At 56.7% G+C, this 22625-nt stretch carries 16 protein-coding genes; 12 read left to right on the top strand and 4 right to left on the bottom strand.

Features of this window, described 5'->3' with window-relative positions:
- Positions 1-14: 14 nt before the first annotated feature.
- From ACQY7U_RS05350 to ACQY7U_RS05315, 8 genes are all read left to right on the top strand, one after another.
- The gene (locus ACQY7U_RS05350) at positions 15-1094 is read left to right on the top strand and encodes an extracellular solute-binding protein (RefSeq protein WP_428642715.1); all 1080 of its coding nucleotides are present in this window, start codon (positions 15-17) and stop codon (positions 1092-1094) included.
- A 57-nt stretch (positions 1095-1151) separates the two neighbouring features.
- Positions 1152-2261 carry an ABC transporter ATP-binding protein gene (locus tag ACQY7U_RS05345; RefSeq protein WP_428642714.1) on the top strand — a complete coding sequence of 370 codons (1110 nt, stop codon included), beginning with the start codon at positions 1152-1154 and terminating at the stop codon, positions 2259-2261.
- Positions 2262-2273: 12 nt separating this feature from the next.
- Entirely contained in the window at positions 2274-3182 is a 909-nt protein-coding gene (locus tag ACQY7U_RS05340) for an ABC transporter permease subunit (RefSeq protein ID WP_428642713.1), read from the top strand.
- A gap of 3 nt (positions 3183-3185) precedes the next feature.
- Positions 3186-3986: an ABC transporter permease subunit gene (locus ACQY7U_RS05335; protein ID WP_428642712.1), complete on the top strand. Its 801-nt coding sequence runs from the start codon at positions 3186-3188 to the stop codon at positions 3984-3986.
- 33 nt (positions 3987-4019) lie between these two features.
- Positions 4020-4934: an agmatinase gene (gene speB, locus ACQY7U_RS05330; protein ID WP_428642711.1), complete on the top strand. Its 915-nt coding sequence runs from the start codon at positions 4020-4022 to the stop codon at positions 4932-4934.
- Positions 4935-4967: 33 nt separating this feature from the next.
- A complete protein-coding gene (locus ACQY7U_RS05325; RefSeq protein WP_428642710.1) occupies positions 4968-6449 on the top strand; it encodes an NAD-dependent succinate-semialdehyde dehydrogenase in 1482 nt (493 codons plus the stop codon).
- 282 nt (positions 6450-6731) lie between these two features.
- On the top strand, positions 6732-7859 hold the full coding sequence (locus tag ACQY7U_RS05320) for a phosphotransferase (RefSeq protein WP_428642709.1): 1128 nt from the start codon (positions 6732-6734) through the stop codon (positions 7857-7859).
- Between the two features lie 4 nt (positions 7860-7863).
- Positions 7864-9156, top strand: a complete 1293-nt coding sequence (locus tag ACQY7U_RS05315; protein WP_428642708.1) for an aspartate aminotransferase family protein — start codon at positions 7864-7866, stop codon at positions 9154-9156.
- A 627-nt stretch (positions 9157-9783) separates the two neighbouring features.
- On the opposite strand, the gene ACQY7U_RS05310 is transcribed toward ACQY7U_RS05315, so the two are convergent.
- Positions 9784-10743 (bottom strand): helix-turn-helix domain-containing protein, encoded by a 960-nt coding sequence (locus ACQY7U_RS05310; protein WP_428642707.1) that lies wholly within the window; start codon positions 10741-10743, stop codon positions 9784-9786.
- Positions 10744-11117: 374 nt separating this feature from the next.
- On the opposite strand from ACQY7U_RS05310, the gene ACQY7U_RS05305 reads away from it, so the two are divergent.
- From ACQY7U_RS05305 to ACQY7U_RS05290, 4 genes are all read left to right on the top strand, one after another.
- Positions 11118-13823 (top strand): AsmA-like C-terminal region-containing protein, encoded by a 2706-nt coding sequence (locus ACQY7U_RS05305; RefSeq protein WP_428642706.1) that lies wholly within the window; start codon positions 11118-11120, stop codon positions 13821-13823.
- A gap of 65 nt (positions 13824-13888) precedes the next feature.
- Complete coding sequence (locus ACQY7U_RS05300; RefSeq protein WP_428642705.1) at positions 13889-15214, top strand: hypothetical protein; 1326 nt, start codon at positions 13889-13891, stop codon at positions 15212-15214.
- 134 nt (positions 15215-15348) lie between these two features.
- Complete coding sequence (locus ACQY7U_RS05295; protein WP_428642704.1) at positions 15349-15687, top strand: hypothetical protein; 339 nt, start codon at positions 15349-15351, stop codon at positions 15685-15687.
- A 424-nt stretch (positions 15688-16111) separates the two neighbouring features.
- Positions 16112-17212, top strand: a complete 1101-nt coding sequence (locus ACQY7U_RS05290; RefSeq protein WP_428642702.1) for an LssY C-terminal domain-containing protein — start codon at positions 16112-16114, stop codon at positions 17210-17212.
- A gap of 228 nt (positions 17213-17440) precedes the next feature.
- Here the strand turns inward: ACQY7U_RS05290 and ACQY7U_RS05285 are convergent, their stop codons facing one another.
- The 3 genes from ACQY7U_RS05285 to ACQY7U_RS05275 form a co-directional block, all read right to left on the bottom strand.
- Positions 17441-18859 (bottom strand): transglycosylase SLT domain-containing protein, encoded by a 1419-nt coding sequence (locus ACQY7U_RS05285; protein WP_428642701.1) that lies wholly within the window; start codon positions 18857-18859, stop codon positions 17441-17443.
- A gap of 362 nt (positions 18860-19221) precedes the next feature.
- Entirely contained in the window at positions 19222-20937 is a 1716-nt protein-coding gene (locus tag ACQY7U_RS05280; RefSeq protein WP_428642700.1) for an amidohydrolase, read from the bottom strand.
- Between the two features lie 300 nt (positions 20938-21237).
- On the bottom strand, positions 21238-22625 hold a 1388-nt coding region (locus ACQY7U_RS05275; RefSeq protein WP_428642699.1), incomplete at its 5' end, for an amidohydrolase.

Below are 22625 nucleotides of genomic sequence, written 5' to 3'. Positions count from 1 at the left end.
ACAAGGAAAAGATCATGAAAAAACTTCTGATTGGCGTTGCCTTGTCCGCAACAGTCTCTGCTCCGCTCAGCGCGGAGGAATTGAAAATCTTCAATTGGGCCGAATACATCGGTCCGGAAACCATCGCAAATTTCGAGAAAGAGACGGGTATCGACGTCACCTACGATACCTACGACTCCATCGAAATGCTGGAAACCCGGATCCTGGCCGGCGGGTCGGGCTTCGACGTGGTGGTCGCGGCCGGTCCGACTGCACAGCGGTTCATTTCGGCCGGTCTGGTCGAGCCGCTTGATGCCGCTGCGCTCAGCAACCAAGGCAACATTGACCCTGAGATATCGGAGCGTGTCGAAGGCTTCGATCCGGGGTCGAAACACATCGTTCCGTATATGTGGGGAACGGTCGGCATCGGCTACAACCCGGCAAAAGTCGAAGAGGTACTGCCCGGAGCGGACATGACCGACCTGTCAGTCATTTTCCAGCCGGACAATGCGGCAAAACTGGCCGAATGCGGATTGGCGGTTATCAATTCGCCAAACGAAGTTCTGGGTGTTGCCCTGAACTATCTTGGGGCCGCACCATATGGCAATGACAAGGGCGATATGAAAAAGGCCGAGGCACTCGTGGCTTCGATCCGCCCGAGTGTACGTTACTTCGACAGCGTCAAGCCGATCGACGATCTGGCCACGGGCGAAATCTGTGCGGCGCTGATGTACAGCGGCGATGCCGGTATCGCAGCCTATGCGGCTGAAGAGGCAAATAACGGGGTCGACGTGGAGTTTTCCATCCCGCAGCAGGGCACGCTGGCATATGTCGATTCATTCCTGGTTCTGGCGGATTCGACGAACAAGGAAGCCGCCCATGTATTCCTGGATTACATGATGCGGCCCGAAGTCATCGCTGATGCGAGCAACTTCGTCTTCTTTGCCAACGCCAACGCTGCGTCCAAGGAGTTCGTCGACCCGGCCATCACCGGCAATCCGAACATCTATCCGCCGACCGAGATCATGGAGCGTCTTTATGCCGAGATTCCTCTGGGCAACAAGGCGCAGCGCCTGCGTTCCAGAACATGGACCCGGATCAAGACCGGTCACTAACGGCTAAAAAATCGGCGCGGTGTGTCCAACCCGCGCCGTTCTCAGGAGAGAACCATCATGGTTGCGCGTCAGAACGAAGAATTCATTTGCATTGAAAATGTCTCGAAAAAGTTCGGCGAATTCACAGCCGTTCAGAACATATCGCTCAACATCCATCGCGGAGAAGTGTTCTGTCTTCTCGGCAGCTCGGGAAGTGGCAAATCGACATTGCTACGAATGTTGGCAGGGTTCGACGCGCCGACAGAAGGTCGAATCGTTGTCGATGGCGAGGACATTTCCGGAAAGCCGCCTGAGCGGTTGCCCGTGAACATGATGTTCCAGTCCTACGCGCTTTTCCCGCACATGACGGTCGAAAAAAATATTGCTTACGGGCTGCGCCGGGACGGTGTTTCCAGGGCGGAAACCAGGCTTCGCGTCGATGAAATGCTCGAAATGGTCAAGATGACATCCTTTGCCAAGCGTAAGCCTGGTCAACTGTCGGGTGGCCAGCGCCAGCGCGTGGCGCTGGCCCGCTGCATCGTCAAGCGGCCCAAGGTTCTGATGCTGGACGAACCGCTCGGCGCGCTCGACAAGAAATTGCGGGAAGAAACACAGCAGGAATTGCTGAAAATCCAGAAGGACCTGGGCCTGACCTACATCGTGGTGACCCACGATCAGGAAGAAGCAATGACCATGGCGGACCGGATCGGCATCATGAACCGGGGACAGATCGCGCAGATGGGACCGCCGCGCGAATTGTACGAACAGCCCAACAGCATGTTCATCGCCGATTTCGTCGGGTCCCTGAACAAGTTTCACGGATCCATTGTGGGGCAAGAAGACAGACGAACGATCGTGCGCCTTTCAGAAGATCTGGTGTTGAGAATTGAAACCCCGTTTGATCACCGCGTGGGGGACGATGTCATTCTGACCACCCGTCCGGAAAAGCTCGAAATTTTCCCCGATAACTGTGAAGCGCAGCCACTGACACAAAACGTGGTCTCGGGCACGGTCAACTTTGTCGGTTATTTGGGGGACCAGACGAACTATTCGGTCGATGTCGGTGGCGGCATTCACGTTCGGGTGTCCGAACAGAACCACCACATGTCCACCAAGGCGGCGATCGCAAGCGGCGATACCGTGCGTGTCGCGTGGCCCGCCCGCGCCTCACACCTGTTTGCAGCGTAAAGGGGTGAGATGATGGCTGCTCAAATGCTTCACACCTTGCGCGCGAGTTTAGGCAGGACCGTCGTCCTGATGCCGCCCTATCTCTGGATGGGTTTGTTCTTCCTGTTGCCTTTCGGTTTTGTGCTGAAGATCAGTTTTTCCGAGGCGGTCATCGCCAGCCCGCCATTCGCGCCACTGCTCGAATATGACGCTGACGAAGGAATTCTCAACGCGCTGTTCCGGGTGTTTAACTATCAGTATCTTCTGGAAGACAGCTTGTATTTCAACGCCTACCTCGGTTCGATCAAGATCGCAGCCGTATCGACGATCATTTGTCTGCTGATCGGATATCCGTTCGCACTGGCGATTGCGCGTTCGCCCAGATCGAAACAGCCGTTGCTTCTGGTTGCGCTGATGCTGCCGTTCTGGACGAGCCTTCTGATCCGCGTCTACGCCTGGATCGGTATCTTGCGGCAAGACGGGGTGCTCAACAATTTTCTGCTCTGGGCAGGGCTGATAGATGAACCGCTGGTCCTGCTGCAGACCACATTCGCGACCTACGTGGGCGTGGTCTATGCCTACTTGCCCTTTATGGTCTTGCCGCTATATGCGGTGCTGGAAAAGCAGGACCTGACGCTTCTGGAAGCCTCACGCGATCTCGGGGCATCGCCCGCCCGCAGCTTCCTCGATGTGACTTTGCCGCTTTCGTGGCCGGGAATTGTTTCCGGGTGCATGCTGGTTTTCATTCCGGTGATCGGCGAATTCGTGATCCCGACGCTGTTGAGCGGTGAATCGACACTGATGATCGGCCGTGTTCTTTGGACCGAATTCTTCAACAACCGAGATTGGCCGGTGGCGAGCGCGGTAGCGGTCATCATGCTGGTGTTGCTGATCATCCCGATCATCGTGTTCCAGAACCAGCAATCCAAGCAGGGAGACTAAACGATGCCACGCACTCTCAAATATTCGCTCTGGCTCGGATTTGGGTTCCTCTATGCGCCGATCCTAGTTCTGATCGCCTACAGCTTCAACGCTTCGCGGCGGGGCAGTGTATGGGGAGGGTTCTCCGCCCACTGGTATGGCGAGTTGCTTCGCGACGAACAGATCCTGACTGCGGCCTGGATCAGCATCAAGATTGCAGTCTACAGCGCCAGTGGCGCCACCGTTCTTGGACTGCTGGCTGCCGTCGCCATGGTGCGGTTCGGCAAGTTCCGGAGCCGCACGTTGTTTGCCGGCCTGATGTCCGCACCGCTTGTAATGCCTGAAGTGATCGTCGGCATCTCCCTTCTTCTGCTCTTCATTTCGGCAGAGCAGTTGATCGGCTGGCCTGCCGGGCGCGGGATGATGACCATTACCATAGCGCATATCACCTTCTGCACAGCGTTTGTGCTGGTGGTGCTGCAACCCCGGATCGCGTCGATGGATCGTAGCCTGGAGGAAGCCTCACGCGATCTTGGCGCAGGGCCGGTCACCACGTTCGTACTCGTGACACTGCCGTTGATTGCGCCTGCCATCTTCTCGGGTTGGCTGCTTGCATTCATCTTGTCTTTTGACGATCTGGTGATCGCCAGCTTTACCGCCGGACCGGGGTCGACCACCCTACCAATGCTGATATTCTCCAAGGTCAAGATCGCGGTGTCTCCTGACATCAACGCATTGGCCACTTTGATCATTCTCGCTGCGGCTCTTGGCCTGGTCGCGGCAATGATTTTAATCCGAAACCGCGACAATCAAGAACAAGGGTAATCCATGTACAATCAACCTTTAGGCGGCAATGACATGCCGCGTTTTGGCGGTCCGGCCACCTTCATGCGGTTGCCCGCGGCGGAAAACGCTGAAGGCCTGGATGCAGCCTTTATCGGTATTCCGATGGATATCGGCGCCAGCCACCGGCCCGGCACTCGCTTCGGGCCGCGCCAAATTCGTGCCGAAAGCGCGATGATGCGGCCTTATAACATGTGGACCAAGGCGGCCCCCTTTGACGGCTTGCAGGTGGCGGACATCGGGGATGTGCCGATCAACACCTTCGATCTCAAGGACACGGTGCGCCGCATCACCGACTTTTACGACGAGGTGCTCAGGAATGACGTGATCCCGCTGACCATGGGAGGCGATCACACATTGAGCTATCCGGTCCTGCGTTCAATCCATAAGAAACACGGGCCTGTCGCACTGATCCACGTAGACGCTCATGCCGATATCAACGAGCAGATGTTTGGCGAGAAAATCGCTCATGGAACACCGTTTCGCCGTGCCTATGAAGAAGGTTTGATCGATGCGCACAGCACGTTCCAGATCGGATTGCGCGGCACCGGTTACGGTGCTGACGATTTCGATATCGCACGCAGTTGGGGCTTTACCGTCTTTCACGCCGAAGAGCTTTGGTACAAGTCCCTCGCACCACTGATGGAAGAGATCCGTGCCAAGATCGGAGACAATCCTGTTTATCTGACGTTTGATATCGACAGTCTTGACCCGGCCTGCGCACCGGGTACCGGGACCGTGGAAATGGGCGGGCTCATGACCAGCCAGGCTCTGGAAATCGTCCGTGGCTGCAAGGGCCTGAATATGGTCGGCTGCGATTTGGTCGAGGTTTCGCCCCCCTATGACCCCTCCGGAAACACCGCCACCATTGCGGCAAACCTGCTTTACGAAATGCTCTGCATTTTGCCGGGTGTTCCGTACCGGACATGAATGGTTCGGAAGAAATCGTTACGGGAGCCAGACATGCTTGTTCGGAAAGATGAAATCACGATGCTTGATCTGAAGGATCCAGCGCTGCTTGAATGCCGCGCATATGTGAACGGACGCTGGATCGAAACAGGCCGGACTTTCCCCGTCTGCAATCCTGCCACGGGCGATCTGATCGCCAATGTCGCCGACCTGAGCGTGGCTGACACCTCGGCGGCGATTGATGCCGCGCACGCGGCGCAAGCCGACTGGGCGGCATGGACGGGCAAGGAACGCAGCGCCGTCATGCGCAGGTGGTTTGATCTGATGGTGGAAAATGCCGACGATCTGGCCACTATCCTCACCGCCGAGATGGGTAAGCCCTGGCCCGAGGCCCGTGGCGAGATCATGTATGGCGCCAGCTTCATCGAGTGGTTCGCCGAAGAGGCCAAGCGCATCTATGGCGACGTGATCCCGGGCCACCAGCGCGACAAGCGCATCGTGGTGCTGAAACAGCCCGTTGGCGTCGTCGGTTCGATCACGCCGTGGAACTTCCCCAATGCCATGATCGCCCGCAAGGTCGCCCCGGCGTTGGCGGTGGGATGCACCTTCGTGGCGCGTCCGGCGGAGCTGACCCCGCTGTCCGCGCTGGCGATGGCGGTTCTGGGTGAACGCGCCGGCATCCCGGCCGGCGTGTTCAACGTGATCCCGTCATCGGACAGCGCGGGCGTGGGCAAAGAGCTTTGCGCAAACCAGAAGATCGCAAAGATCACCTTCACCGGCTCGACCCGCGTCGGCAAGATCCTCATGAGCCAGTGCTCGGACACGATCAAGAAGATGTCGCTGGAACTGGGAGGCAACGCGCCCTTCATAGTGTTTGACGACGCCGATCTGGATGCCGCGGTCGAGGGTGCCATGATCGCCAAGTACCGCAACAACGGACAGACGTGCGTCTGCGCCAACCGCATCTACGTGCAGGCGGGTGTCTATGACGAATTCGCCGCGAAACTGACGGCCAAGTCGCACGAGCTGAAGATCGGCAACGGCTTTGATGATGGCGTCACCACTGGTCCGCTTATCAACGAAGCTGCCGTTGCCAAGGTCGAAAGCCACGTGGCGGACGCCTTGGAAAAAGGCGCCACAGTCGCAACCGGTGGCAAGCGGTCCGGTCTCGGCGGCACCTTCTACGAACCCACCGTCCTGACCGGTGTCACCCCGGACATGGTCGTTGCCAGGGAAGAAACCTTTGGCCCCCTGGCGCCGCTGTTCCGCTTCGAGGAGGAGGCCGACGTTCTCGCCATGGCCAACGATACCGAATTCGGGTTGGCAGCGTATTTCTACAGCCGAGACCTTGCCCGCGTCTGGCGGGTGGCCGAGGCGCTGGAATCCGGCATGGTCGGCATCAACACCGGCCTGATCTCGACGGAGGTCGCACCGTTTGGCGGGGTCAAGCAATCCGGCCTTGGCCGCGAGGGCTCAAAATACGGCACCGAGGATTTTCTCGAGGTCAAGTATCTCTGTATAGGTGAGATCAACTGACGCCTGCCAGAGCGCCCGATGCGTGAGATCCGTCGGGACTTTTGCGTTGTTCGAAATCGGAAGTGAAAGATCACTCTGACAGTCACTAATGGTTCGATTTCGACAGGGCGATGCATAAGCGCAATTGCAACTGGAACACCAGGGTGCTCGTCGTGAATATGGCGGTTCTTGATGTTTCAGAAGGATCTGATCTGCCCCTGTCCGTTGGTCCGTTTTTAGGGGCAGGCCGGCCATATTTTGATGCTGCCGCGCAACGACCTTGCGATCTATAAGATGTGACATATGGCGAGGTTCGTTGTGAACGGGTTCAATGCCGACATGCTTAGAACGAACCCACACACCAACGATGCCCTGCGCAAAACGCTCACCGTAGCCGACCTGCGTTTCACGCCTCCGAATGTGCCGTTACCGATATTGGCCGAGGCCGCAAAAAACGCCTTTGGCCTGGAAGGCCGGATGGTTCCGCTCGCCGGTGAACGTGATCAGAATTTTTGGCTTAGACCTCAAGAAGGTTCCGGATACCTCCTGAAGGTGGCCAGTCCTCTTGAGGATCCCGCACAGATCGATTTTCAGATTTCGGCTCTGGAGCATCTGGCTGCACATGGTGAAGACTTGCCTGTGCCCCGCATGATCCGCACAAACGACGGTGCGCTGACTGTTCCCATCGAATATGAAGAGCAAGACTACTCGATGCGGCTGCTGAGCTTTGTTCCCGGCCGCCCTTTGGTCAGTGTTCCCTGGGAGGGGGACGAAGTTTCGCGCGGAGTGGGCGCTCTTTTGGGAAGCCTCAATCGAGCCCTTGCGAGTTACTCACATCCCGCACAGCGCCATTTCATGCCTTGGGATATCAAGAACGGGCTGTTGGAATCTTCGCAAATGGTCGGGGAATACCTGCCGGCGGATCTTGTCAAAGCCTGCATGCCGGAAATCGCGCGGCTGGCAGAAACAAGTCTGCCGAAAATACGCGCGATGCCACACCAGGTGATCCACAATGACGCCCACACCGGAAACGTTATTGTCGATCCGGAGGAAAATGTCCGGGTGTGCGGCCTCATCGACTTCGGGGACCTGGTGGCCGGGCCGCTGGTTCAGGACATGGCGATTTCGCTCAGCAGCCTCTTTGAACGCAGCGACGATCCGGTTGCGACGACGGTGGCCTTTTTGAAGGGCTACAGCTCTGTCTCCCGGCTTCCCGTGGGCCAGTTGCCCTATTTGTATGACGCAATACTGGCGCGACAAATCCTGACTGTAGAGTTGCTGAACTTCCGCGTCTGGCATGATCTTCCAGGCTCCACGGAACTCGCCGCGAGCGATCTTCCACGCTCGATCGAAGCTTTGCGAAACCAGCTGGCCGCAAATTCCTCGGATTTCACCTGCCGCATATTGGACGCGGCGGGAAAGATGGACTGATACAATGCTCAATACACCTGCCACGCAAAAGCTGCTTGAGCGCCGCGTCAAATCGTTGGGCCCGGCCTACGTGCATTTCTACCAGGAGCCTGTGCACCTCGTGAAAGGGAAAGGGGTCTGGATGTGGGATGAAGACGGCCGCAAGTACCTCGACTGCTATAACAACGTCGCATCCGTCGGGCACTGCCACCCCGATGTAGTCGAGGCGCTTTACCGGCAAGCCCAGAAGCTGAACACACACACGCGCTACCTGCATAATTCGGCGGTTGAATATGCCGAAATGCTGGCCGAAACCCTGCCCGGCGAAATCTCGATTGCAAATCTTGTCTGCACCGGTTCTGAGGCCAACGACTACGCCTGCCAGATCGCACGCCGGGTAACCGGAAACTTTGGCCTGATCATTCTCAACAGGGCCTATCACGGCAGCACGACGCTTATTCGCGAACTGTCTCCGGAAATTCGTGATGAAGCGGCCCCGGACTATGTCTACGAGATTGACGCGCCCAACACATATCGCGGCCGCTATTCCGGCGATCCAGAGGCTTTTGCCGACCACCATGCAGGTCTGGTCGACGAGGCAATCGAAGTGCTGAAGGATCGTGGCCACGGTGTGGCGGCACTTCTGATCGACTCGATCTACGACAGCCCCGGGATCTTTGCGCCTCCTCCGGCCTATCAGCAGAAGTTGTTCGCCAAGGTCCGTGCCGCGGGTGGCCTGATAATTGCCGACGAGATCCAGTCGGGCCTGTGCCGGCTTGGCGACAACTACTGGGGTGTGATGGACAGCGGCGTAACTCCGGACATTATCGCCATGGGCAAGCCGATGGGGGGCGGCCATCCGCTGGCGGTAACGGCAACGACACCCGCCATCATGCAGGAATACGTCGACAGAGGCGGTGACTATTTCAACACCTTTGCCGGCAACCCGGTCTCGGCCGAAGTCGGAAAGGCAGTTTTGGAAGTCGTATCCCGTGACAATCTGCTCGCCAATGTCAAGGAAACCTCCCGCCATCTGTTGACCGGGTTGAACGCTCTTGCTGAAAAGCATGACATCATTGGCGACGTGCGCGGCAAGGGTTTCTTTTTGGCCGTAGAGCTTGTGCGTGACCGCACCTCAAAGGCACCTGCAGGGGAAGAAACGATTCGCGCCGTGGAGTGGATGAAGGACAACGGCGTTCTGGTTTCCAGGATCGGTTGGGATGCGAATATCATGAAGATCCGCCCGCCGCTGGTCTTCGGAAAACACCACGCGGATCTCGCGTTGGAGACGCTCGATGCCGCTTTGACTGCGCTTTGACTGGGAGGGAAGCGTTGCTGCTGCCGATGGCTCTCTTCATGAATTGTGTCACTGCTTCGAAATGCTTCCACTCCGTCGCTCATCACGCTCGTACAGTAGGCGAATTGCGGCGTACCCCTCAACATGCGGCCATTGTGGAGGGCAGACTATTTGCGCGCTCCATGAACTGCTTACACGTATTCGAATTCAAAATTGGCGGTGACAGGTCGTGGCCAATGGGCGCGTCACACCAAACGGCTGCCATAGAGATTCGTTAAACAAGCTACGAACGGCCGACATGGGCGCGCAACTCGGCCGGATGCTGCTGGAAAGAAACGTTGATAACTCGGCGGCGAGCTCGCCGAGATCACCGATCAGATGCGGCATAACCGGATTGACCAGTTCTCATCTTCATCCTCCCCGGTGCGCCATTCCACTCAATGACTGGCAATTTGTTCCGAGCTGCACGCCTTGTCGTGTAAGCGCTATGCAAGCATGCATCGCGATCTTGTGGCTTCGCTGCCTGTACAGCTAGGTGCCTAGGGCTTCCGACTGTCCGCAGGGTTCTAGCCTTGCAATCATGGCAACGTCGATAGAGTGAACAAGTCCAAATTCCTCGAACAATATTTGGCGCAATTCAAGCTGCTTTCAGTATTCGCTATTCGGGGTCAGCCTTCTCGTCCGGCGTGCCGTTTGGCTCGGAGGCTCGAAGAACAGCTCGTTATACCGCAAAGCCATACGGCCGGCGTTTGAAAAACCGAATTGTTTCGCAGCATCCGATACCGGGGTGGTAGCACCGTCAGGGTGCTTCAGGAAACCTCGCAGCGCATGCAGTCGTATGAGTTCGAAATACCGGGAAGGTCCAATCCCGAGCGAGGATTTGAACTCCCTGTAGAGCTGCCGGTCCGACATGTGCAACTCGTCAGCAATTTCCGGAATTCTCAGCGAGGCATCGAAGGGAAGAGCCCGAAGTGCGGATCTGGCACGTTTGACCGTATTCAGGGTATCCGAGTTCTGAGCGTGAGCGGTTGTGTCGTTGTTCTTGAGAGCAGTATTCTCTCCCATCAATTTGGCGAGCAGATAGAGCGTTTGGTTTCTGATCCTCAACAACGACGCAAGACTGACGGTCTTTCCATCCAGGTTCTTCATGTTCGAACACCAGTTGTAGAAAGTTTCCATTTCACTTGCGGAGAGTTCATAGACATTGTCGGGGTTCTTTTTCCATCCCAGACGTCGAAGTGTGCTCAGACTAATCTGAAGATCCAGGACCCTTGTCCGGCCGGAGAAGAAAAGGGCGTGTTCGGTCTCGGGGTGCAGCAAGATGAGATGAGGTTTCGAGATCTCAACCCCGTGAAACTGCAAAGGTTTTTCTGAGTGCAATATTAGCGCGAAGCAAATAACATCTTCCCTGTTCTTGGCCAGCATTTCGAAACTCCTGCTAAAATCGCTTGTTCCGACGGTTAAACCGGGCAATAGAACGCGGAACTGGTTGAAGTCGAAACGTCCGCCGGAAATCTGCAACAGATCGAGGTCCCAACCGGGGAAATGATCGGGAAACTCCAAAACGTCGTCACAAACGAAGCTGTGCGTTTCAACCTGTAGATCCATACTGTGTCCTCAAACCTGCCGCAGCATGTGCGAAACACGGGGTTCCCCTGGCGATGATGGAAAGATCAGGCAGGGTGCGTCACTTCCGATGTTGGCAGAATGTGTCCTTTTTACGCAATCCGAACTTTTTCGGATCACTCAACTCCGCCCATGCCGGAAGTTGAGTTAAGCTCGGGTCAAATGGCCGAACAGGCGCCGGTCTTTTTGGGCGGCTACAATTTGTTTCTTTTTTTCTCAACGCAGAGAGCCATGATACGGAAGACTGTGCCCGCAGCGCGTTTTGAAGAATATTAGATTTCGGGGAATTGGGCCAAGGGCGATCACAATGCCTGCTTCGCCGGAAGAGAGTAGCCCGCTCAGGTGGGAAGGAAAGGATGCCGGACACAGAAAACTCTGTTGGCGCGCTCAAAGACCTCGGCAGAAAGCGTCCGACTGCAAGGCGGGTCCTGATTTCGCTCGCGTTTGCCGGAGCTGGTTTGGTCGGCTTTGTGTTGTTGGCGCTTTATTCCGGGGTTTTGCTGCCACTCAGGCAGCTCTATGCAGAGCACATCCTTCAGAGCATCGTTGACCGAAAGGTCAAGGTCGGTGGCCCGGTTGCCATTACGCTTTCCGATACTATCCGCGTCTCCATTCGCGATGCTCAAATCGCGAATGACAGCCAAGAAGCCTATAGTCGCCTTTTTCAGGAAGTAACACTCGACGTTTCCTACGGTGTCCTTCTTGCAGGCGAAGCCGACATTCACAGCTTTGGAATGTATGGTGCGACCGTCGACGTCAGTCCGGTCTCCGCCGAAGCCGGCCCGGAAGAGTTTTCGGAAAACCGCTGGGATTTGGCAAAGATCCCAAGTGAAATTCTCAAGAACCCTATCTCCAACAACCTCGTCCTTTCCGATGTCCTTGTCATGTACCGGGACAAAGCCAACGGTTGGGACGAAAGCATCACGATCGACACGTTGCGCTTTGAGCGCCAACCAGGTGCCAAGGACATAAAAGTCTCTCTCGTCGCTGAAGCGAACGGCTATCCGATTTCCGTTGACGGTCAAATCTTCGACGACCCGGCCAACGCTCTGCTGAAGACATTTGCTTCCTCCGTCGTAATGCCATCGCTGAAAGCTGAATTCGACGGAAGAATTGATATTTCGAAAGACATCGCGTCGATGGAGGCTCGTTTGTCAGCCGGATCGCCGGCGGTTCATGACCTTCTGGGCGCATTCGGGTATGAGACGAGCCTGGAGGCGGAAGGCGAAGTCCAGGTGGAGCTGAAGGGTGCCCTGGACAGGCTTTCCGCGGAAAACCTTTCCGCGAGCCTGGAAACAAAGCTGGGAGACCGGTACACGTTGGCCGGACGGGTCGGCAATCTCGCCCTTGCGAGTGGCATCGACACCCGGTTTGCCGGCAGCCTTGCGCCACCGGAGACACCATCCAAGGGCTCCGATGCCGTTGTCGTTTTGACCGGTTTTAGCGGAAAACTTGTCGGCGACTGGTCATCCCTTCGTGTCAGGGAAACGCATGTCTACAGCAATATTGCCGCTCTCGACCTGGAAGAACTGGGACCCATTTCCATTGGCCGGATCGTAAAACGTCCGGACGACAGGATTGCCCTCGAGGACATTCGAATCCTCGACGGACCAACACCGCAACAGTCGCCCATTGTCCTGACGGGAAGTGTTGAAGATGCACTCGCGGCCTCCGGGGTCAGGATTGACGGAACGTTCCGTTTCCCCACATCTCACCTTTTGGAGCTGGATGTCCCTGAAATAGCTGCGCTGGGCGCGGTCGCCGGCACGGTGGCCCTGTCGGATGAAGACGGTCTCCTTGGCCTGACGCAGCTGGAGGGCGGCATTGAGGGGTCAGATCTGATTTCAGCCGCCTTTTCCCTCAATGTTCCGGCGCTGCGTCTTATCGACCGGTTTCAGTTCGAGACCGAGATCGGCATTCCGGATCTTGTCGCGTACGGAACCGCCATCGGCGCAGAAATCTCCGGGGCAACAACTTCGCTTGTGTTCAAGGGGAAAGCAGAGCTTGTTTCAAATGGCATGTCCATGGACGGTTTGCTGCATCTGGGGTCTTCCGATGTCGAACTGGCGGCGACCTTCCAGGATGTCGAGGACGCCGAGAAAGCCAAACATACGAAATTTCATGCGAGCGGCTCCCTTTCGTCCGGACGGTTTTCCTTGAGCGAATTCGATCCCTTGCTTGACCTTCTGGCTTACTCGGGTCCACCGGATCTCAAGAACATCGAAATCGACAGATCCGATTTCGACAATCTGATCGTCGATGTGTCCGTTGATATTTCCGAACTGGATGTTGACGGCAAGAAAGCCGGCGACCTGCAGGGTGACATCCACCTGGAAGACCGCATTCTTTCCCTGAAGGATTTTTCCCTTCGATTTCTGTCCGGTGCCGTCAAAGGTAATTTTTCCTTCAACCTTTCCGGTGACGCGCCATGGCTCTCTGCCCAGGGACGGATAGAGAAATTCAATCTGGCTCGGCTTCTGAAGGAACTTGGCATCACGAGCCCGGTCACAAGCACGGTCTATTCCAGCTTTGACATCAATGCCGGAGCGACGTCGGCAGCGGGTTTCCTGAAAACCTTGAGCGGCCGTGTGACGACGTCCCTGTGGGGCGGAAACATTCCCACGGAAATGATCGACCTGGCAGGTCTCAACCTGGTGTCCTGGCTGTTTCCGCCGGAGGACAAGCAGAGCGGGAAATTCGTCTGTGCCGTGCTGCCGCTCAGTTTCAAGAAGGGTGTCGCCTCCGGAAAGGCCATCATTATCGAGACGGGCAACGTCCAGCTGATCGGCGAGGGGAACGTCAATTTCAGGGAAGAAACCCTCGATCTGAAATTCGCGCCGCGTCCAAAGCGCCGTCAGGCGGTCGACGTCATCAGTCCCTTCGAGGTCAAGGGGAATCTTGGAAATCCGGAGGTTATTCCCATCCACGCAGCAGCGGGCAGAGCGATCGGTGAAATCATTTCGCTGCCCTTCAATCTGACGTCCCGGATATTCGGTGGCGCGAAACTGATCGACGAAAAGGCAAAACCCTGTGTCCTGCCAAAAACGGCGGGAGCGAAGTAGGAAGAAGCTTTCAAGGGTGAAACCGCGCTCACCCTGAAAGCCTTGTTGAAATTGGGACAGTTCTGATGGCATACAATGTGAAACACCGACATTTACTCAGTCTTGTTCTGGCAACAGGACTTGCCATTTCGCCTTCCCATGTCGCGATGCAGGCGGCATGGGCTCAGACCAAAGCTGCTCCTGCCGCAAACAAGACCTCGGCAGGTGTTGGCCAACTCGCGGACAATGCCGACCGTCAGGTGGCTCTGCTTATCCGGGCTGCGCGCCAGTCCAAGGACCCGGTGCTTCGCCTGGATGCCGGGGAAGCCAAGCCTTTCTGGACCGGCCTGAAGCGTCTCCATACCAGCGTGGCGCAGATCGGCAACGGCCTGCAGTTCAAGGACGAGAGTTTTCACAAGGCCCTGGCTGAAACAGTGAGCGCCACCGCCGCGGTTCAGGCTGCCCTGGAACTCAGCGGTTCCAAGGATCCGTCCGTGCGGAAGGCGCTTTCCAGGCTTGAGGACACGATCGGGGCCCTGCAGGGAAATTTCAGCAAGGCTGCCGCACGTCAGAAGCAGGGCGGGAAACTGTCCGCTGCCGAGAAGCAGAAACTTGAAACGATCAAGACCAAGCAGGCGGAACTGGAAGCCAGGCTCAAGGCGATAGAACCAAAGGTCAAAAACAATCCAAAGGCCATGCGCGTGGTGCGGGAAATCCGCGAACGCTCGGTCGAGGTTCGCAATGCGGGAAACACGCTTGGCGATTTCCTGGCGGCCATGGTCGCGATCCGCATCATCGACGGCATTCTCTGGGGAGGCCATTGGTGGTGGGGACCGTGGGGCGGCTGGTGCAACGATTTTTCGATCAACTACATTGGGATCTACAACGACATTCTGATCGATATGCCCTACGACTGGGCCTATTACGACGCGCTTCAGGCAGAGATAGACGATGCCATCCTTGAAGATGCGATCGATACTGCCGATCTGGACGACGCCGAAGCCTATGTCGAAGAAGATCTGGCCGACCTCTCTGAAGACGACATCGCCTTGAACGTCGAAGGCGTGGACATGCCCGAAGCGGAAGATTTCGACAATCCGGATTTCGGACTGGATGAGGACGCCGCTCTTCAGCCGGTCGAACAGCCCGACGTCGAACCTGAAGCTCCCGAACCCGAACTGCCCGATATTGCCCCACCTCCGGAAGAAGTGGAATTGCCCGATGAAGGTAATCTGCCGGCGGTCGAGGACATCGCCCCCGAGCCTGAACCCATGCCGGTGGAACCGGACATTGATCTGGGTAACGCCCCGATGGACATAGAAATGCCGGACCTGGGAGACGCCGGGATGGACGACCTCGGCTTTGAGGACGCGGGATTTGACGATCTCGATGGCGGGTTCGACTTCGATTGACCGAAAAGCTGGCAAGGCCTGGTTACGCGTTGTTACTCGCTTTCGGAGGTCACCCGTTGAAACTGAAACGAGAGGTCTTTCTGCATCGGAGATCTGCGCTCTTAATTGAAAACCGGATAGCAGGAGAGTTGTCCATGATCTTCAGCATCTCGCTTTGGCGGACGCCACAGTTTCCACGCTGGACATGCGTGGCATGCGTTTTGTTTTTCGGTTCCATTTCGCACAGTGCCGCACAACCGGCACGCCCCGATACCCGAAATTTGACTTGTGACCAGGCCAGGGCTCTCGTTCAGAAACGCGGCAGTGTGGTTATGACGACTGGCACCAACACGTTTGAGAAGTTCATTGCCGATGCCAGCTACTGCATGCAGCGTTCCATGACACTGCGTTCAAGGCTGGCACCGACCAAGGACAACCCCAGTTGCACCGTCGGCTATCGTTGCCACAGCAACCGTGGCAACAGAAGCAACTGAAAGAGGGGCTCGGCTGGACGCGTTATCGCGTGCTTTCCCTCGTTGGGAGCAAATTCAAACGACGCGAGGCATAATCCCGGTATGCCGGAAGCCTACGCCGGGATCTCGTTGAAGAGCACGCAATGGATATAGATGTTCTTGAGGTATTTGACCGACGCCGCCCAGCCGATTTGGCGAAGCTTGCCAACTTGGTTCGCCAGAGCTACGACTTTGGAGCAGGTTGATGAGTTGGCAGACCACTTCGTTGCTAATGCTGAAAAGAAGATCTTTGGTGACGCGTTACGGACAACTGACCGCGATTTTTTTGCTGTCGGTGCTGGTGGCTGCTTGTGCAAGCGGTTCGGCCCGGGACTTTACCGGGCCGCACTATCGACAACGTGCGCAAGTCAAACACGTTGGGAATGTCGCTGTTTCGGTTGCTGTCTTGAGCAATCAGGAAATCCAGACTGAATTCAGCGATACAATACCCGTTGCCGATGTCCGGCCTGTTTGGCTTGCCGTTGAAAATCGTTCGAACGAAGAGCTTGTCTTCTCACCGGTTGCCTTTGATCCGGATTATTTTGCACCGGATGAAATCGCGTGGAAGTCGAGGCACCGGACAGGGAGTTTCGACACCGCGCGTACCGCATTTGAGGCGCGCCACTTCCCCCTCGTGATACCCGCCGGAAAAAGCGAAGAAGGCTTCGTTTACGCCAAGGCGTCCGAAGGCGCGAAGTTCTTCACGGTCTCGCTTTTTAGCGAGACACGGACCCGCAGGGTGGAGTTCGCGCAGGAGATTCCGGGTTTTGAGGCGGACTTCCTGAATGTGGATTTCGAAGAGCAGTATGCGGGTCAGGACATCAGGAACCTGAACCTGGGAGAATTGAGACGATATGTCGGGAGTTTGCCGTGCTGTGCTTCGGGACCCGACCTGACCACCAACGGGGATCCGCTCAATCTGGTGTTCGTGGGGTCCGGAACAGACATTCTGACCGCCCTGGTCGGTTCCGGTTGGGACCTGACCGAAACGAAAACCCAAAGCAGCATTGTGCGAACGGTTTCCTCATCGCTTTTCAGGTCTTCCTACAAAACGTCCCCGATCTCCCCGCTTTACCTCTTCGGCCGCCCGCAGGACGTTGGCTTGCAGAAAGCGCGCCGGACCGTTGATGAACGCAATCATCTGCGTCTCTGGCGAGCGCCGGTGCTTTTGAAAGGACGGGAGGTCTGGGTGGGCCAGATCAGCCGGGATATTGGTATCAAGTTCAGTGCCAAAACCTTCGTGACCCACAAGATCAGCCCCGCAGTTGACGAAGCGCGGGATTATGTCCTGTTTGAAGCGGCGGAAACCGGGGCTTTCGAAGCGTTTGCCTATGCCGCCGGCGTTGGTCCCGTTGCTGAAACGGAACCGAAGACCAATTACACCGATGACCCTTATTTTACAGACGGACTGAGGCTTGTTCTCTTTCACAGGGAAGGGGCAAGCCGTTCAAAAGATATCAGAATGATCCAGTGGGAAACGCCTGGCGAGGCTCCGCGCAACCGGTAGGGCGTTTTCGGCCAGACCGATTTGCATACTGACGTGAAGCGGGAGATCCAGTCTGGCACGATTGGCTTCGACGCCGTCGGGAATGTCACGCTGCAGGTGATTAAAAACTTCAGAGCCACGCAATGGCAAAAAGAGGCGCTGAGCGTCCGATATTCGATGACGAACAGAAGACTTCGCTATACCAACCGCAATTGATAGGAACCTTGTGAGGACGGCTGCCGGGTCTGTTCAGCCGTCGTTTTCCTGTTTCGGCTTCGCATCCTCGTATTTCAGGATCTCGTTGAAGAGCACGTAATAGATATAGATGTTCTTGACGTATTTGACCGGCTCCGCCCCGACGGATTTGGCAACCTGCCATTCGACGCTTTCAAACCACAGATTGGGATCGGACGCCTTTTTCCTGAGCCGTGCGACCCTGTTGGGGCCGGCATTGTAGGACGCGAAAACGAACAGGATTTGTTGCAGATCCGGGATCTCCGGATCGTCGAAGTAAGTGTCGGCCACGAAGCGGTTGTATTTCGCACCGGCCTCGATGTTGCCTTCAAGCTCCCGGAAATTCTTGATGCCGACACTTTTGTCGCGGGCGGTGGAGGGGAGAACCTGCATGATGCCGACGGCTCCGGCCCGGCTCTTGGCCTTGTGGTTGAAGCGGGACTCCTGAAAGGCCTGCGCAGCCAGCAGAACCGGATCGATACCGTATTTTTCTCCGGCCGCCTTGAAATGAACCATGAGTTCATCGAGGCGCTTCAGATAGGCTTCGGATTTCGGATTGATGAGCCTGTCTATGTCGGAGTAGTAGCGCCGCCCGAGAATGTTGCCCAGTTTCGTGCCGATCTTGTTTTTTTCCAGAAAGGCATTTACCTGGGCTTCAAGAAGCGGGCTGTCTTTTCGGAACGCCCAGGCTATTTCCCCCTCTGTCCGGATCAGCGGGGCTTCCTGCAGAGTCACATTGTCGAAGAACTGCTGCCAGAGTTGCCCTGCATAATCGTCGATCACCGTGGCCTCGATGGCACCGGCGCTTACCATCTCCATCAGATCCTCGTCCTCCAGCCACTCCGACATTGCTGTGATTTTGATAGGCTCGAGACCGTCCGTCTTCAGCTTCTTGTTGGCGGCTTCAAGGCTTTCAAAATAGCTCGAGGACTTGCGGACATGCACCTCCATGCCTGACAGGTCACTCAGGTCCTTGAGTGTTTCGTGGTCCTTGCGGGTCACGATCCGCTCGGCAACGCCCGAATGAAGCGGAATGGAAAAATCGACCAGTTTCTTGCGTTCGTCCGTGATGGTCAGGTTGGCAACAGCGATATCTCCCTTGCCTGCTGTCAGGTCCGAAAGCAGAACGTCTCGTCGGGTGGGAATGAGAACAATCCGGACCTTGTCGGCTTCGCGCTTGATGTCCTTGTTCAGGAACTTTTCGAACACACGCAGATATTCAACCGCAAATCCCATTTCCCGGCCCTGATCGACATAGTAGTCGACGAGAGAATAGGAGATCAGGGCCCTGACCACCTTGTCCTTCTTCATGCCGTCATAGTCGCCCTTGAATTCCCGGTGAACTTCCTCAATCAGGACATCGCCGGTTTCTTGCGCGGTAACGCCTGTAACCGAAAGCAGGACAAGCAGTGCGAGGCGTATAAAGTGAGCCATGCTTTCTACCTCATGTGTCGTTCACTGATGATACCACCAAATCGCCGGGTGTTCATGACGGCCAGGGAAAGATCCGAAACGTCACTTCCTGCTTCGCTTTGCGGCCAGATCCAATCATGATCGAACCGGGGTAATACTCAACCTTCGCAGCCTGTTAGCGGCCCTTGGATCGCAGCCGAAGGCCCCTTCTGCAATGTTGCGAAGGCTCTGAAAACCAGGCAGGTTTTCAGAGCCTTCGCGTCTGGCATACAGTCCATTCCAGAGCGCCCGGAACTGTCAGTGTCATGAGCCTGCAACCCGCAGGCCTGTCTATGCAGTGCCCGAGGTCTCAGAGGACCCAGCAGGCAATATGTCCGGGCGTTTCAGAGCCCGTCGCGGTGCCGCACCACGCCGTCCATCATCGTGAAGAGCACGTTGGTCTTGTGGATGTCATGCGGATCGATCTCGAAGAGGTTCTGGTCCAGCACGATCAGGTCGGCCAACTTGCCGACTTCGAGCGAACCGATCTTGTCCTCCTCTGCGGTGCCGTAGGCCGCGCCGTAGGTATTGGCCCGGATCGCTTCGGCCACGGTGAGGCGCATGTCCTCGCCGCCCAGGATCTCCATATCAGGCTTGCCGAGCATCTGGCGCGTTACCGCTTGCGTTATCGCGTTGAGCGGCTTGTAGTCAGCGACATAGGCGGCGGCCGGGAAATCCGAGCCCAGCGAGACATTGCCACCCGCCTCGAGGATCGCCTTGATCGGGAACAGACGCTTCATGCGTTCCGGGCCATAACGCTCGGGCGAGATCACTCCGGTGTAGGGGTCAAGCGCCATCCACTGGCCTGTTGTATCGTAGGTAGCATTCAGTTCCTTGAAGCGAGGATAGTCGTCCGGATGCACCAATGTAGCGTGCGAGGCGACAGCCCTGCGGTCCCAGTCTGGATTGGTCTCTTTTGCCAGCTCGACCGCATCGAGGAACGTGCGCACGGCAAGGTCCCCGAAACAGTGACAAAGCAGGTGCAGCTTTTCCTTGTCGGCACGCACGGCCGCTTCGTTGATCATGTCGATTGGAAGAATGGGTTCCGGATCGGCATCGGGATTGTCTGAATACGGGTCCACGAGAAGTGCACTGTATTTATCGTCGTCGCCATCCATATTGATTTTCAGGGCAGAGACCTGGATCAGGCCTTCCTGGTTCTCGTCCCGTAGTCTCTTGGCAATCGGTACCGGGTCTATGCTGGCATCGTTCCAGTAATAGCTGCCGTAGATCCGCGTCCCCAACGTACCGTCTTCCTCGAAACCCTTGAGGATCCCGATCGCCATGTCCTGGTCGACCCCGGCCCAACCGAAATCATGAACGGCAGTGATGCCGGCCTTGGTATACTCGGGGAACCACCTGGCCATGCCTTCGCGAATATAATCCGCATCAATCGTGACGAACTTGTTCAGAATTTCAACCTGGGCCGGTACCTCCACGATGTAGCCGGTGGGATTGCCGTCATCGTCACGCACAAAATAGGACGCACCCGGCACGGTGTCGGGGGTGTCTTTGTCGAGCCCTGCCATTTCCATGGCCTTGGTATTGATCCATGCCGAATGGCCGTCGACCTGCCAGAGATAGACTGGCCTGTCGGGAACGACCGCGTCGATCATCGCTGCGGTGGGTTCGCCAGGTCCATACAGGTTGGGCCGGACGCCCCATCCGTTGATGAACTGCAGATCCGGATTGGCGTCTGCATACTCCTTCAGCTTGGCGAACAACTCGTCCATGGTGTCGGTCTGCAGGTCGGGCCCGTGCAGGATGATACCCTGCGTCGTCGTATGGAAATGCCCCTCGACGAAGCCGGGCAGCATCATCTTGCCTTCGAGGTCGATCGTTTCGGTGCCGTCGCCGGACAATGCTTCAGCGCCGGCATTGTCACCGACATAGACGATCTCGTTGCCGCGCACGGCGACGGCTTCCGCCCAGGAATTATCCTGATCGACCGTGTAGACCTTGCCGTTGGTGAAAACGAAATCGGCAGGTGCTGCGGTCTGCGCGTTGGCAAGGCCGGTGGCAGCAATCAACGCTGCTATGCTGACAGCAAATCGAAACATGTCGATCCTCCATTCATATTCTGCAATAACTTTCGCTCAATCCCTCTTTCCACCGGCAGCCCGGAAGGAAGAGACCAACTTACTTTGTCTCGCTGGTGGACGTCTTGTCACTCCCGCTAAGGGTATCGGATGTGCGGGTTGGACAGTGCTCCGGCAGCGATGAGCAATCTTTTTGTGATAACCACCAATTCAAGCCTTCAACTCTTCACGAATTGGAACATGCGCCCGCGCGTTAAGCAAAGCGAATGAGTGGTAACGCCGCCCGACTTGTCGATAGTCGGGCGGCGGACAGTTGAGCTATCAAGGCACGGTGCGGCGCGGATGCGGACGAAGCCCCCATAGGTCTTCTCGCTGGAGCCATTCGGAATTCACGTAGGTGAAGCGTCCATCCATCATCGTCGCGATCACCTCGACATCAGCCAGATCACTTGGATCTTCTTCCAACGGGTTGCGGTCCAGCACGACAAGGTCTGCCAGTTTACCGACCTCCAGGCTGCCGATCTTGTCTTCCATTCGCATTTGCCAGGCCGCTTCGATCGTGTGGCTTCGGATGGCTTCCGCAATCGTCATCGGCTCCACGTTTGGCGGAAACGCCCTGGAATTCGGGTCTTCAGGCTGAACATTGGTCGTGGCGACCCCAATGACATACATTGGCGCCTGCATTACTGCCGGGGTGCTGGGAACATCGGAGGCGATGGAGACCGAGTTTCCGGCGCGGGCGAAATCCTGGTACTTGCCGAACATGGCTTCCACCCGCTTTTCGCCCAACAAGCGCAGAGCATCCTTGTCGGTATTCGACCAATCGGTGGTGAAACTGGGCGTCGCGTTGACCGGTATCTTGTTCTCGATCATCTTCTTCTGGTCGTCCGGATGAATCCAGGTGGCGTGGTGGATCGCGCTGCGGGAATTCGGATCGACCTCCTTTGCCGCGATAATTCCATCAATGACAGCCCTGGCTGTGCCTGAACTGTCGCTGTGGGCGGCCCCATCGATATTCTGCTTAGCCGCTTCGACAAAAACGTCCTTGATGGTGTCCGGTCTGACGTTGAATGAGCCCGTCTTGCCGGATTCATAGGGTTCGAGAAAGGGCGCAACCTCCGCGACCCAGTTGCCCTCCGGGTGGATCTTGATCGACTGTACGCGCAGCATGTCGCTGTCATACTTGTCACGCATCTTCACGGTAAAATCGATAAACCGCTTGGGATCGGCATCGATGTTCTTGAACATAGGCTGGGGAAAGGTACGCAGGACGAGTTCGCCGCTTTCTTCCAGGCCATGAAGGTATTCGAGCGCCGCCTCGAAATCGCTTTCCATTCCGCCGTGCGTATCCGTGACGTTCGGCGTCACGATGCCGGTGTTCTGAACTGCTGTCAGACCGTTGCTTGCCGCGAGTGGAAAAAGCTTGTTGATACTTTCCGGTATCATCGTATCGGCATCCCAGGCACCGATGTCGACAAAGGTTTTCATCCATTGCCCTTCGACGCCGACACCCGTCGGATTGCCATCCTCATCGCGTTCCCAGAACGAGACGCCTTCCAACTTGTCCGGACTGTCCTTTGTTACGCCGCCGAGCTCGAACGCCTTGGTGTTGAGCCAGGCATCATGGATGGTAAAGTCCAGCATGATGGCAGGACGGTCGGGTACGGCCTCATCCAGCTCAGTCGCGAGGGGATTGCCGCCAAACTTGC

This window comes from Roseibium sp. (assembly GCF_050301095.1).
Lineage (GTDB): Bacteria > Pseudomonadota > Alphaproteobacteria > Rhizobiales > Stappiaceae > Roseibium.
The sequence above is the reverse complement of the archived record's forward strand: the minus strand, read 5'-3'. Positions and strand labels throughout refer to the sequence as shown.